General features: G+C 44.6%; 11 protein-coding genes. 3 read left to right on the top strand and 8 right to left on the bottom strand.

What is annotated here, in order from left to right; genetic code table 11:
- Positions 1–10 precede the first annotated feature (10 nt).
- The 3 genes from potG to AC1HDJ_RS07290 all read right to left on the bottom strand — a co-directional run bounded on the left by potG (position 11) and on the right by AC1HDJ_RS07290 (position 3,363).
- Entirely contained in the window at positions 11–1,132 is a 1,122-nt protein-coding gene (potG, locus tag AC1HDJ_RS07300; protein ID WP_479537040.1) for a putrescine ABC transporter ATP-binding subunit PotG, read from the bottom strand.
- A gap of 252 nt (positions 1,133–1,384) precedes the next feature.
- Complete coding sequence (gene potF / locus AC1HDJ_RS07295; protein ID WP_479537038.1) at positions 1,385–2,503, bottom strand: spermidine/putrescine ABC transporter substrate-binding protein PotF; 1,119 nt, start codon at positions 2,501–2,503, stop codon at positions 1,385–1,387.
- Positions 2,504–2,874: 371 nt separating this feature from the next.
- Positions 2,875–3,363: a type III secretion system chaperone family protein gene (locus tag AC1HDJ_RS07290; protein ID WP_479534637.1), complete on the bottom strand. Its 489-nt coding sequence runs from the start codon at positions 3,361–3,363 to the stop codon at positions 2,875–2,877.
- A 302-nt stretch (positions 3,364–3,665) separates the two neighbouring features.
- Here AC1HDJ_RS07290 and AC1HDJ_RS07285 point away from each other — a divergent pair, with 302 nt between their 5' ends.
- Positions 3,666–3,860, top strand: a complete 195-nt coding sequence (locus AC1HDJ_RS07285) for a DUF4250 domain-containing protein (RefSeq protein ID WP_438622928.1) — start codon at positions 3,666–3,668, stop codon at positions 3,858–3,860.
- On the opposite strand, the gene rimK is transcribed toward AC1HDJ_RS07285, so the two are convergent.
- Genes rimK through AC1HDJ_RS07270 form a run of 3 tightly spaced genes read right to left on the bottom strand, consistent with a single transcriptional unit; the run spans position 3,838 to position 5,821 of the window.
- Positions 3,838–4,800, bottom strand: coding sequence for a 30S ribosomal protein S6--L-glutamate ligase (gene rimK / locus AC1HDJ_RS07280; protein ID WP_479534634.1), 963 nt, complete (start codon positions 4,798–4,800; stop codon positions 3,838–3,840). The two genes, AC1HDJ_RS07285 and rimK, sit on opposite strands and share 23 nt — an antisense overlap.
- 3 nt (positions 4,801–4,803) lie before the next feature.
- Positions 4,804–5,526, bottom strand: coding sequence for an oxygen-insensitive NADPH nitroreductase (nfsA, locus tag AC1HDJ_RS07275; protein WP_479534632.1), 723 nt, complete (start codon positions 5,524–5,526; stop codon positions 4,804–4,806).
- Entirely contained in the window at positions 5,510–5,821 is a 312-nt protein-coding gene (locus AC1HDJ_RS07270; protein ID WP_479534630.1) for a DUF1418 family protein, read from the bottom strand. Before AC1HDJ_RS07270 ends, nfsA begins: the two co-directional genes overlap by 17 nt.
- An 869-nt stretch (positions 5,822–6,690) precedes the next feature.
- Here AC1HDJ_RS07270 and AC1HDJ_RS07265 point away from each other — a divergent pair.
- Positions 6,691–7,245 (top strand): lytic transglycosylase domain-containing protein, encoded by a 555-nt coding sequence (locus AC1HDJ_RS07265; RefSeq protein ID WP_479534628.1) that lies wholly within the window; start codon positions 6,691–6,693, stop codon positions 7,243–7,245.
- A 179-nt stretch (positions 7,246–7,424) separates the two neighbouring features.
- Here the strand turns inward: AC1HDJ_RS07265 and ushA are convergent, their stop codons facing one another.
- Together ushA and AC1HDJ_RS07255 are read right to left on the bottom strand one after the other, a co-directional pair.
- Positions 7,425–9,089, bottom strand: a complete 1,665-nt coding sequence (ushA, locus tag AC1HDJ_RS07260; protein WP_479534626.1) for a bifunctional UDP-sugar hydrolase/5'-nucleotidase UshA — start codon at positions 9,087–9,089, stop codon at positions 7,425–7,427.
- 297 nt (positions 9,090–9,386) lie between these two features.
- A complete protein-coding gene (locus AC1HDJ_RS07255; RefSeq protein ID WP_479534624.1) occupies positions 9,387–10,736 on the bottom strand; it encodes a Na+/H+ antiporter NhaC family protein in 1,350 nt (449 codons plus the stop codon).
- Between the two features lie 235 nt (positions 10,737–10,971).
- Between AC1HDJ_RS07255 and AC1HDJ_RS07250 the strand changes: the two genes are divergently transcribed.
- Positions 10,972–12,867 carry a methyl-accepting chemotaxis protein gene (locus AC1HDJ_RS07250; RefSeq protein WP_479534622.1) on the top strand — a complete coding sequence of 632 codons (1,896 nt, stop codon included), beginning with the start codon at positions 10,972–10,974 and terminating at the stop codon, positions 12,865–12,867.
- Positions 12,868–12,983: the final 116 nt, after the last annotated feature.

Genomic DNA, 12,983 nt, shown 5'->3' with positions numbered 1-12,983 from the left:
GACTCCTCAATCAGGCGGTCAGTACAACGCCGCTGTCGGCATTCCAGAACAGGCGGACTTCATCGCCCCATGTCGGCATTCCCCGACGATAGCGGCAGTCATTTTGCAATTGGGCGATCAATATCATGCCGCTGTGCAGGCGCACATGATAGATAGAGAGGTCTCCCAGATAGGCAATGTTGACCACTTCACCCACCGCAAAGTTACAACCATCTTCAGGCACATCATCACACAGCGCGATCTTCTCCGGCCGCAGTGCAACCATCACCGGCACATCGGCGGTAATTTTCACCTCTTGTTCCACTTTCAGCGGGTGCATTAAACCCGGGCTGCGCACTATGTAGTGTTCATCACTCTCTTCTTGCAGCATGCACTCAAACACGTTAATACTGCCGATAAACTCGGCACTAAAGCGGCTGTTCGGGTACTCGTAGACCTCTTCGGGTTCACCGATTTGCACGAATTTCCCGCGGTTCATAATTGCAATGCGTCCGGCCATGGTCATGGCCTCTTCCTGATCATGCGTCACCATCACGCAGGTTGCCCCGACTCGCTCTAAAATATCAACCACTTCCAGCTGCATCTGATCACGCAGTTTTTTATCCAGTGCGCCCATCGGCTCATCAAGCAACAATAATTTTGGCCGCTTGGCCAGACTACGAGCCAATGCAACCCGCTGACGTTGCCCACCGGAAAGCTGATGTGGCTTGCGCGCCGCAAACTCACGCATGTGTACCAAATCGAGCATTTCTGCCACACGTTTGGCTATCTCGTGTTTTGGCATTTTGTCTTGCTTCAAACCAAACGCAATATTCTGTTCTACTGTCATGTGCGGGAACAGTGCGTATGACTGAAACATCATATTAATCGGCCGTTTATAGGGTGGTACGGCCGATAAATCCTGCCCGTCGATAAAAATCTGCCCACTGGTTGGGGTTTCAAAACCGGCCAACATACGTAAAAGCGTTGATTTACCGCACCCTGATGCCCCTAACAGGGCAAAAATTTCACCTTTGTAGATGGTCAAATCAACATCATCAACGGCAAATGTGCCGTCAAAAGATTTGGTCAGATTACGGATCTCAAGTAAGGGGGTTTTCAGTTTTAGGGCTTTTATCTGAGGGCGTGACATGGTCTCTTTCACTGGAAGGGTTCTCCTCATACTGCAAAAAACCGTTAATAATCCATTATCAACACAGTGTGTAACGGCAAAATATCGGGTAATCCGGAATTTTTGCGCACTAAGCAAGCTAATCATGCTAACTAGCCACAAGATAGCGACATACCCAGATCGCGGGCATGTCGATTCATCAGTTAACTCTCTAGCAAACGTATTTGCCTCGATTTAATACTGGTTTCAAATTAAACCGTGGAAAATTACTGCTTATGTGCCACTTTTTACCCGAGTCCAAGAACGGGTAATTACACGGTCAACTTTCGGATCTTTCACTGTCAGGGTAAATAACTTATTACGCGCCTCTGCTGATGGGTAAATGCCTTGATCGTTACGAATATCGGCTTGAACCAGCGGTGTTGATTTAGCATTACCATTGGCGTAGTACACGGTATCGGTCACCGAGGCGATAACATCGGGTTGCAGCAGATAGTTAATAAAGCTATAGGCTTCATCGGTATTTTTGGCATCTGCCGGAATCGCTAACATATCAAAAAAGGCCAGAGCGCCCTGTTTTGGAATGCTATAACCAATGTTCACACCATTCTTAGCCTCTTTCGCGCGATTGGCGGCCTGCTTCACATCCCCCGCCCAGCCGATAGTGACGCAAATATCACCGTTTGCCAGATCATTGATGTATTGTGATGAGTGGAAGTAGGTAATATTTGGCCGCAGCTTTAGCAGCAAATCCGTCGCTTCCCCTGAATACTCTTTCGGATTGGTGCTGTTAGGGTCTTTTCCTAAATAATTCAGTACGGTGGCATACACTTCACTTGGGGCATCTAAAAAAGCAACGCCACAGGTTTTGAGTTTGGCCAGATTTTCCGGTTTAAAAATCAGATCCCAACTGTCTACTGGTGCATCTTCCCCCAATGCCGCTTTCACTTTATCAATGTTGTAACCAATGCCGGTGGTTGCCCACAAATAAGGTACACCATAGGTATTATCAGGATCATGCTTAGTCAGCATTTTAAGCAGTTCAGGGTCAAGGTTGGCATAATTAGGCAGCTTGGTTTTATCCAGAGGCTTAAAAACACCGGCTTTAATTTGGCGCTCAAGAAAACTCGCTGAAGGCACGACAACATCAAAGCCCGTGCTGCCGGCCATCAGTTTACCTTCGAGCACTTCATTAGAATCAAAGACATCGTAAACAACTTTAATCCCCTGACTTTTTTGGAAATTTGCCAAGGTATCAGGGGCGATATAGTCTGACCAGTTGTAGACATGTAGCGTTTTATCTTCTGCATGTGCAGCAGAAACCGTTAACAACAGGGCCGTTAAGGCAGTTTTTGCCCATGCACATGTATTATTTTTAGCGATAAATCCCATCACCGAGAGCCTCCCTGCTCAACTGACCACATTGAATACACATAAAAACAGCAGTTGTTAGAATAACGCTGTATGAATGTTAAGACCAGAACGTAGCCTGAAAACAACAGCATCAAAGATAAATAACCGTAATTACTTGATCACCTGTTGAAAAATAGACAGTTTGTAGTGAAATGTAGGGATATAAGAGCACTTATACAGCAGGTTATCGCAGGGAAAGGCGAACGTAAGTTGGCAATAAAAGAGCCGATACTCAGTGAGTGATACAGAGAGATGAAGAGATAATTAATTGATTTTTAATCTTTATTATTTCTATTTACGAGAAAAAAAAGACTATCCGGAAGCGAAATCACACTTCCGGTATCTGGTTATCAGTGCAGGATTTTATCCTGATCAGAGATCTCATCTTCTTCAGGAAAGAACAGATAGCCTTTGCGTTTCACTACATCAATAAACTGCTCAATTTGCTCTTCTGTTTGCTTAATAAAAACAAGCAATTGAGCGGTAGTAATACCCGCAGCAGCAGTCAGTGAATGCGTAATGATAAGTTTAGGCAGATTATCGTCTTGCACATCAACAAAGCCATTAATCAGCGAGTACTGCGCATTAATCTCACTCAACTCGGCAACCAGTGGCAACAAGCCGGTTGGCCGAACTTCAGATGCAGATGAGAACACTAAAATATGCTGTTCAAGCAGATCAATTTTTGCATCAAAAATGCCATTGATATTTTGCATATGCGGCAAATGCAGTGCTAAGCACGATTCGCACTCAAAATAATCAATGCCCAATTGGGTTAGCCACTGTTTCAACAGATCAAGATCGGGAACAGCAAGTTCGGAAACCGGTAGTGTGCTCATACAACGCTTATTGTTGTGATTATCATTGGGATAGCTTACGGAATCAGCCCCTATTTATCTATCTTTAATGGTCTGATTTCGTACTCAGCCTTGATGGCCCTCACCTTTTAGCTATTTTATATTCGAAAATTCCTTATCAGCATCTATGCTTTATTTATCAGTTAGGCAATTCTCTGATAAAAAGATTTATATACGATATACAGTGTCGGTGTTGCTGTATATATGCTAAAAATTGGTATATGTGAAGATAACGCTATAATTGAAAAACAGAGCGTGTGTTTTGTTGGTATGAAGGAGTCGGTATGGATCTTACCCGTTTTGCACAAATGGACAGCAATATGCTGTTTAGCATCGTAAATATGAAGTTACGTAATGAGTTCGACAATATTTATGAACTGGCTCAGGCGTATGAAATTGATGCAGCTGCGCTCTGTGAAAAACTAGAACACGGTGGTTTTCACTACCACGCTGAATTTAATCAATTCCGCTCGGTGTAATACAATGCGAGTGATTTATTCTTTTGGCACGCGAGCACTGTAACGCCCATAACTGCTGCTCAACATACTCTATCATCAGTGTGGCCAGATCAATGCCGGTACAGCGCTCAATGCCTTCAATACCGGGCGAGGCATTAACTTCCATCACCAGCGGACCGCGTGCTGAACGCAGAATATCAACACCGGCGACATGCAACCCGATAGCCTGTGTCGCGCGTACGGCTATCTCCTGTTCAGCCACCGAGAGTTCAACCGCCTCTGCCGAGCCGCCACGGTGTAAATTAGAGCGAAACTCACCGGCTTTGGCCTGCCGCTTCATGGCCGCCACCACGCGATTACCGATTACAAAACAACGGATATCCATGCCCTGTGACTCGGCAATGTACTCTTGTAGCACTATATTGGCCTGTAAACCCCGAAAAGCATCAGCCATACTCTCTGCTGCCGCATCACTTTCAGCCAGCACCACGCCGATCCCCTGTGAACCTTCGATTTGTTTGATCACTAACGGAGCATGCCCCAACTGCTGTATCGCGGTAGAAATATCTTCCGCGCCATGTGCAAAGCAGGTTGAAGGCACGGCCACACCGCTGGCGGCTAAACATTGCAAACTATGTAGTTTATCTCGCGCGCAACAAATAGCCGCAGAGCCATTTAGGATATAGCTTCCCGCCAGCTCAAACTGCCGCACAATACTGCTGCCGTAAAATGCCGTGGCCGGCCCAATCCGCGGGATCACCGCATCAAAAACAGCTAACGGCTTACCGGCATAATGCACGTCCAGCGACGGTAATTCTAACGCAGCGCCATCAGTACGAAGGTGAAGATGGCAGCGCAGAGGATCTATCACCTCGGCATCAATACCACGCTGTTGCGCGGCATGCAGTAAACGCTGGCTAGAGTACAGACGCTCATCACGTGAAAGAATCGCTATTTTCATGATTTAACGCGTGATCCAACCCTGTGCATGCAGATAGTCGAGCATAAACGGGCGAGTCTCTTTGCTCAGTGTAGCTTCCACATGCTGGCTCCAATTCTGCAATTTGATATTACTGCCCCGCGCACGGTAGTAAGCTTCAATCTCAGCATCATAAGCTTGCAGTGCCGCCGGATCGATCGGCTGATAATGGTTGGTATGCAGCATAATGGTTTGCGGCAAGCGAGGTTTACGCTGTGGATCTTGTGCTGGATAGCCAAGACACAAACCAAACAGCGGGATCACCTGCTTTGGCAGTTGCAGTGCATCAGTAACACCCTGTATATGGTTACGCAATCCGCCAATAAATACACCACCTAACCCGAGTGATTCTGCTGCCAACAGTGCATTTTGCCCCATCAGTGCCGAATCTATCGCCCCCGTGAGTAGCTGCTCTGCAAACCCGAGCTGAGCATCAGGGTAAATCTGCTGATGGCGATTAAAGTCAGCACAAAAAACCAGAAACTCAGGCGCTTGCGCGACATATTGTTGCTCACCCGACAAGCTCACCAGCTGTTGACGCAATGCTGTATCAGTCACTCGGATAATGCTGACCATCTGCAAAAAGCTCGATGTTGACGCAGCGCGCGCGGCATCAATAATTGCATTCAGTTGCTCAGTGCTCAATGTATGATCGGTAAACTTACGGATAGAGCGGTGCGCTAAGATGAGATCAATGGTCGGTGTCATTGTCGGTTTCCTTACGATTTTTTTTACGCTCTTCAGCTGATGAGTGATTAAAATGGGGTTTAACCCACTGATCAACCTGACTAAACCAGCCTGATACCAGATACAGACCTGCCGGTAACATCAGCAACACGCCGATAATAATTAATACCACACCCTGCTCTTGAGCATCAAAAAATGCCGGCAGCAGAGTATTTTGTTTTATCTCGAAATACCCCAACACAAGGGCAATAAAGCCAAGAATCTCACTCAACACCAGTGGCCACGGTAACACTGGTTTTCTTTCAGATTTATCCATAATGACGGATTGCCGTATTGTTGCTGCATACTTCAAATCATAAGACCCAATGGGTGATGAATTCAATCAAAACACAACAGAAAATCGATTTTAGGATAAAAAGCACACTCTATTAACAAGTTGAATATTACGATTTGTCTTACTGATAAAAAAACATGCAGGTTATTAAGTAATTAGCGCGTATCACGCTGCATAACGCGGTATTATTGTTGATGTTAATCATCACCCCATACACGCTGCATCACTAAACCCATTCGAAGTGTTTTCATAAATAAATAGGCTATTTTTATTGATCTAGATCACATAAAACCACCCATAAATGTTAATTTATAATTAATTTATCGTGATAAAAAGCACATAGAAAAAGCAAAAATGATCATTCACTGATCAATAAATAAGCATTCCATCACAAATAAAAATAATTATTCGTAATTGATAATATCAAATAAGACAAATTTAAACTTATTGTCAGTAATAAAGCCAAAAATAGAATAATTTGCTTAATGTGATTTCAGCCGTATAATCAGTACAGATTTTGAGCAATACCACGCCATTACACGACGGTAATTCATTCAGGTAATATTGAGAGAATCATATTATATTGACTAAAACAGTGAGGTATTTAATCATTATCCGTTACTTTAGTCATGAATCATCATCGGTATATACCCACAAATAAATACTGTAATCTTTATCTATTATTCGTATAGAAACTGAAACGTCATACACACATTATATTATAGACACACCACTGTCATAATAGCACCGTAGAACTAACAACAGACAAATAGGCAATCAACCACCCAATATAACTAATAGTATTTTTAAGGATGAATCTATTCGTTTAATTTTATAATGAGGATTGAACCATGGGTTTTAAACGTACTATCACCATATTGATCGCCGCTTTAATTGCCGCATCATCTTTTTTTTCATCCAGTGTATTTGCATCATCCATCAACGGTCTGACAAAAGATGATTTTGTGAATGTCGCCAATGAATATGGCTTGAATCCAAAGTTACTCTATTCTATTGCGGTAGTTGAGTCATCTATGCTCAAAGGCAGTGAAGCAAAACCATGGCCTTATGTTATCAATAAAAATGGTAAGCCCTACTACTTAGAATCAAAACAAGAAGCTGAAAAAACGCTGACCAAACTGATTAGCTCAACCAATAAAAAGAATCTTGATGTGGGGGCTATGCAGGTTAACTTAGGCTGGCACGGCTCACGCGTTGATACACCGGCAGATCTGTTTAATCCACAAGTAAACTTACGTGTCGGGGCTGAAATACTCAAACATGCAATGGCTTCATCACCTGATAATATGAAGCTAGGTATTGGCCGTTACCACTCATGGGATGACTCTCGTGCATTAGGTTATGCAAATAAAGTGATGTCAGTAATGAAAACGGTTTCTATATAGAGCACTTTTCAATTAATTACAGATAGAACATGGCATCTCTTTAATAAAGCACTGTGCATACAGTTCATATCACTGTAAACGTACCGCGTATTATTAAAGACATTAATTACCGTGTATATTAATCCGCGCTAATGGTTCAATCACATTAACGCGGATTTTTTTATTTCTCTAAGACCTCGTTATTTGTAAATAACATCGCTATTGGGTGCAAACTGAGTTGCTTTGAGAGGTGATTTCTTCGCGATATAATCTTTTAGTACCTCAGCATCAACAAACCCAGTATTAACATAACCTGCATTTCCTGCAATATTCGGGTAGCCATCGCCACCCGCAGCATTAAAGCTAGGTACAGTAAAACGGTATGACTTATTCATATCAATGGGCTTACCGGCAATTTTTACATCGTGTACTTTACCGTTTTCAACAACCATTGCAATATTGGCAAACTGTGCGTATGCCCCAGAGTCAACTTTTTTGGTTGCCACAACATTCAGATAATCAATAATATCGCGGCCTTTCATGTCAACATAGCTAACAATATTACCAAACGGCTGCACTTTTAATACATCTTTGTAGGAAATATCACCCGGCTCAATAGAGTCACGAACGCCCCCTGAGTTCATCACACCAAAATCGGCATTCACACGTTCCATATGTGATTTGGCAATCAATTGGCCAAGGTTAGTCTGCTTAAAACGCACAACGCTGCGATCACCTTCGAGTTTTTGGTCAACTTCACCAATTTTAATGCCCAGCTCAGCCTGACCCTTCTCTTGGAATGGTGTCAGCAGCGCCAGCATATCGCTATCTTCTGCTATTGGCGTGCTGTACAACACGTAATCTGATTTGCCATCATCACGCTTTATTTTCTGCTTTAAGTTCACTGGAATAAGGTTATAACTGACTAGCTGTAGCTCACCATTTTTAAACTGATAATCAGCACGGCCAACGTATTTACCCCACTCGTGCGCCTGAACAATCCACGTGCCATTTTGCTGATCTGGCTTACATTCTGCTCCCGGAATATAGCTGTCATTACGGTCATTAACCGCTTCCATACAAACCGGATTTTGTGAGTGCCCGCCAACAATCATGTTTAAATCACCAGCAGGCAACGAGCGCGCTAGCTCAACATCACCCGGCGCATTTGAGCCATGTTGTGCGTTTTGATAATGGCCCATGTGTGTGGCCGCAATAATGACATCTGGTTTTTCATTTTGCTTAAGCTGCGCAATGACATTTTTCGCTTCAATTTTTGGATCTTTAAACAGCGTACCTTTGAGATATTCAGGGTTGCCGATTTTTTGTGTATCCTCGGTGGTTAAGCCGATAACAGCAATTTTAATCCCCTGCTTATCAAACAAGGCATACGGTTTAAACAGACGCTCACCGCTTTTTTCATCATAAATATTGGCAGAAAGCAACGGGAATGTCGCCCATTGCTCTTGTTTGCGCAGAACACTTAACGGGCGATCAAACTCATGGTTGCCTAATGCCATAGCATCGTAACCGATCATTGACATACCACGAAAATCAGGCTCAGCATGTTGTAAATCTGATTCAGGTACGCCGGTATTGACATCGCCACCAGAGAGCAGCAATACCGAGCCACCCGCAGCCTCAACCTCTTTGCGAATCTGCTCTACTAGCGTTTTTTGCGCCGCCAAACCGTATTCACCCTGCTCATTTTTCCAGAAATGGCCATGGTGATCATTGGTGTGCAAAATAGTGAGATTATAGGTTTTGTCTTTTTCCCACGGTTGCGCTTGCACAACGCCGGCGCTTAAAGCAAATGAAACAGCAAGGCTACAAACAGCTATTTTATGAGGAAGAGGGAACATCATGATATCGGCCTTCTTGAATTACGCTATTTATATGCACTTTAATGCATAACTACTGATACTGAGTGCTTATTTATGGATATTCCACGAATAAACTGCGTACTAGTCTAATTTTTTGTGCTGTACAAGGCCTCAGTGAAAACAGTAATTTGTTAATCAGCGCAAGTTTTGATGTCTTTATCCCACAAAATAATGTTTTTTTAGGATCTTAATGCATAAAAAAGGCCTGCAGAATACTCTGCAAGGCCGATAGAGAAGAGTGCGTTGATGGGATGAAACGCAACTTATTGGGGATAAATACTACTTAACCTGAGAAGGTTGCATTTTTACTGGGCGTAACCAGATAAAGAATAGTGCGCTGATGGCAAGAGCCATGCAGTACCATGCATGGGTAACCACATCCAGCGGTGAAAGTTTAAAGCTTGAGGCCAGCAGCAGGGCTTGCGCGCCGTAAGGCAATAAACCCTGCACCACGCAGGAGTAGATATCTAGCACGCTGGCGGCTCGGCGCGGCGCAATATTATTCTCTTCAGCCAGTGTGCGAGCCACACTTCCGCTAACAATAATTGCAACGGTGTTATTTGCCGTGCAGCAATTGGTCAGCGCCACCAGCAGAGCAATACCCAGCTCACCCGCACGGCTATGAGGCTTGCCATTACGGTTTAAATGCTCAATCAGCGTCTGGATATGATGTGCTAAAAATGCCAACCCACCCTGACGTTTCATCAGCTCACTCAAACCGCCAATCAGCATTGATAACAGGAAAATCTCCTGCATTGCGCTGAAACCTTGGTAAATATCACGGGCAAAACCGCTGATATTGTAGGTGTCTGTTGCACCAAAGCCCATTAGCCCGGCGCACACTATGCCAACAGTGAGAACAACAAAGACATTCAGACCTGAAAGCGCCAGTGCCAAAATAACCAGATAAGGCAGCGCCAGCACCCATGAAAACGGCGCAACAGCAGGAACATCTGTTGCCCGCGTAAGGAAAAAGAACAGCAGTAAGGTGGCACAGGCAGCAGGCAGAGCAATGCGGAAATTCTCTTTGAGTTTATCGCGCATGGCACAACCCTGCGAACGGGTTGCCGCAATAGTGGTATCGGAGATGATCGACATGTTATCACCAAACATTGCCCCAGAAAGCACAACGCCCGCCATCAGCGGCAGCGAGATACCGGTAGCTTGTGCGATGCCCAATGCAACCGGAGAGAGTGCCGCAATGGTTCCCATTGATGTGCCCATTGCCGTGGAGATAACCGCAGAGATGAGGAACAAACCCGGCAACAGTGCCCAGCTCGGCAGCACCGAAAGCCCCAGCCCTACCGCAGCATCAACCCCACCGGTTGCCTTGGCTACGGTTGAAAATGCGCCTGCTAACAAATAAATCAGGCACATAGCAATAATATCAGGATGACCCGCGCCATTAATAAAGCGGCCAATAGCGCTGTTCAATGACTCTTTCGCCAGCAGCAGCGAAAGTACAATTGCCGGTAAAATAGCGACCGGTGCAGGCAGTTGGTAAAACGCAAATTCGGTGCCTATCAAGGTATGATAAACCCCAGCACCGATATAAATAGCAAGAAAAACCAGCAGTGGAAGCAAAGCTAAAAAAGAGCGCGATGGAAGATTGTTCTTATTATCTGTCATAGAAACCCGCAACGTCAGGGTGATTAAGTGTCTGACGTAATTTTACGTTGAGACGCATAGAGTTGTAAACATCTGGACGTCTAAACAGCTAAAAATCCATAAACGACTCTGCATGAAACAACTATTAATAAACTAATTGTCATATGTGCCATGATTAATACCCAACAAGGCTCAACGATTATAAAATGCTGCCGATAAACTTCTATATAGCTGGATATCTGGAGTTTTTGTAGTTATGTCTCTCTCTTTTGCTTTGACGTTAAAACAGAAAATTATTGGGATAAGCCTTTTTTCTGTGTTGCTGGTTGCGGGTACTTTGACATGGCAAGCATCGGAAAGGTTGTACAATCAGACACAAAGCGGTATTCGAAGCCGTATTGATTCAACCAGCGCAGCTATTGCCAGTGAAATCGTAACTTGGCAAGAGAACAAGGTGATGCAAATGAAGGGAGTGATTCCATTTGTTTCTGATGCCGTTACTCTGATGCCACACCTAGTTCAGGCTCGAATCAGTGCTGACTTTGATGACATCTACTTTGGCAACGCACAAGGTAGCATGATGAGCTCACGCCCCGAGCGGGATGACAATAACTTTGACCCCCGCTCCCGTAACTGGTATCAAGATGCTGTAAGCCAAAATACACTTGTCGTTTCAAAGCCATATACAGATCCCGTTACCGGTGAAGTTGTGGTCACCTTTTCTCTGCCGGTACAACATAACGGCACTCTGATTGGTGTGCTGGGCGCTGATATAACGTTGAAGCAGCTGCAGGAGACCATTATGCGGTTAGAAGTGGGTAAAAATACCCAAAGCCTGCTAATGACTCCGCAAGGTACGATTATTGCGTATGAAAATACACAGATGATCATGAAACCACTGAGCAGCCTGAATAAGATGTTTACACCTGCACTGCTTGACAACTTATCGACTCAAGGTCAACTCTTCGACCTTGATTTCGAGCAACAAGCTAAATGGCTTGATCTAACTAAAGTGGCTAATACTCATTTAGTATTAGGCTTTATGCTTGATCAGCAAACCGAGATGGCAGACTACCAAAATACGCGCAATCTTTTGCTGAGCATCTCATTTATTCTGACGCTTATCACTGCTGTCTTCCTCATGTTGTTGATGAACTATCTATTCCGCGATCTTAATGCAGTCTCTTCTGCATTAGCAGAGATTGCTGATGGTGAAGGTGACCTGACAGTGCGTATTACCCCACGCACTGATGATGAGGTGGGTAAATTAGCCAAGAACTTTAACCGTTTTGTCGAGCGGCTACAGAAGATCTTGCTGCAAATGCGCGATATTGCAGACAACCTGAATAATCAGGCAACTCACAGCGCGGCCAGTGCCGAAGAGCGAACCCAGCGCATTCATATGCAACAGGGTGAAATTGTCATGGTTGCGACGGCAGTAACTGAAATGTCAGCCGCTACCCATGAAATTGCTGCCAGCGCCGATAAAGCCGCACACGAAGCAGGTAGTGCCGTTTCAACGTGTAAGCAAGGCCATCAGCAAGTAGAGCAGAGCCAGAATTCGATCCGTAAACTGGCCGAAGAAGTTAGCGTTGCTACCGGTGTGATTGATGATTTAAACACCCATGCAGCCAGCATCAGCTCTATTATGATGACCATTCGCTCAATTGCTGAACAGACCAATTTGCTGGCACTCAATGCCGCTATTGAAGCGGCCCGTGCCGGCGATCAGGGACGTGGTTTTGCGGTTGTTGCCGATGAAGTGCGGATGCTTTCACAGCGTACCCACACCTCAACGGAAGAGATTGAGTCAATGATCAATCAGTTGCAGTTATCCACCCGCAAGGCAGTTGATATTATGTCAGGCAGCAGCCATCTGGCTGAAACCAGTGTGCATGATGCGGATGCTGCCGGGGGTAATCTGGTACAGATCAATGATGTGGTTACAGTGATTAACGATATGGCCGCCCACATAGCGACTGCAGCAGAAGAGCAAAGTGCGGTGACCGAAGAGATCACCCGTAATACAGAGTCAATCAAAGAAGCCTCCAATGATTTAGCACAAGAGGCGCATGATGCAGCTAGTCAAGCTGCACAACTGAGCGAATTAGCTTATCAGTTACGCCAAGAAGTCAGCCGTTTTGTACTGTAATACTTGTTCTAAGTTCTAAGCACAGCAAAACCGCAATACGATAAGCAAAAATAGAATAAAAACAGGTAATAAAAAGCCCCGACAGTTAAATACACTGTCGGGGCTTTTTTATATCG

It is taken from the genome of Plesiomonas sp. ISS29, assembly GCF_056522795.1.
The sequence above is the reverse complement of the archived record's forward strand: the minus strand, read 5'-3'. Positions and strand labels throughout refer to the sequence as shown.

Excerpts from the sequence above, each read along its gene's own strand:
- rimK (WP_479534634.1), bottom strand. The coding sequence starts at position 4,800 with ATGAAAATAGCGATTCTTTCACGTGATGAGCGTCTGTACTCTAGCCAG.
- AC1HDJ_RS07285 (WP_438622928.1), top strand. The coding sequence starts at position 3,666 with ATGGATCTTACCCGTTTTGCACAAATGGACAGCAATATGCTGTTTAGC.
- AC1HDJ_RS07290 (WP_479534637.1), bottom strand. The coding sequence starts at position 3,363 with ATGAGCACACTACCGGTTTCCGAACTTGCTGTTCCCGATCTTGATCTG.
- AC1HDJ_RS07250 (WP_479534622.1), top strand. The coding sequence starts at position 10,972 with ATGTCTCTCTCTTTTGCTTTGACGTTAAAACAGAAAATTATTGGGATA.
- nfsA (WP_479534632.1), bottom strand. The coding sequence starts at position 5,526 with ATGACACCGACCATTGATCTCATCTTAGCGCACCGCTCTATCCGTAAG.
- AC1HDJ_RS07255 (WP_479534624.1), bottom strand. The coding sequence starts at position 10,736 with ATGACAGATAATAAGAACAATCTTCCATCGCGCTCTTTTTTAGCTTTG.
- potF (WP_479537038.1), bottom strand. The coding sequence starts at position 2,503 with ATGGGATTTATCGCTAAAAATAATACATGTGCATGGGCAAAAACTGCC.
- AC1HDJ_RS07265 (WP_479534628.1), top strand. The coding sequence starts at position 6,691 with ATGGGTTTTAAACGTACTATCACCATATTGATCGCCGCTTTAATTGCC.
- AC1HDJ_RS07270 (WP_479534630.1), bottom strand. The coding sequence starts at position 5,821 with ATGGATAAATCTGAAAGAAAACCAGTGTTACCGTGGCCACTGGTGTTG.
- potG (WP_479537040.1), bottom strand. The coding sequence starts at position 1,132 with ATGTCACGCCCTCAGATAAAAGCCCTAAAACTGAAAACCCCCTTACTT.
- ushA (WP_479534626.1), bottom strand. The coding sequence starts at position 9,089 with ATGATGTTCCCTCTTCCTCATAAAATAGCTGTTTGTAGCCTTGCTGTT.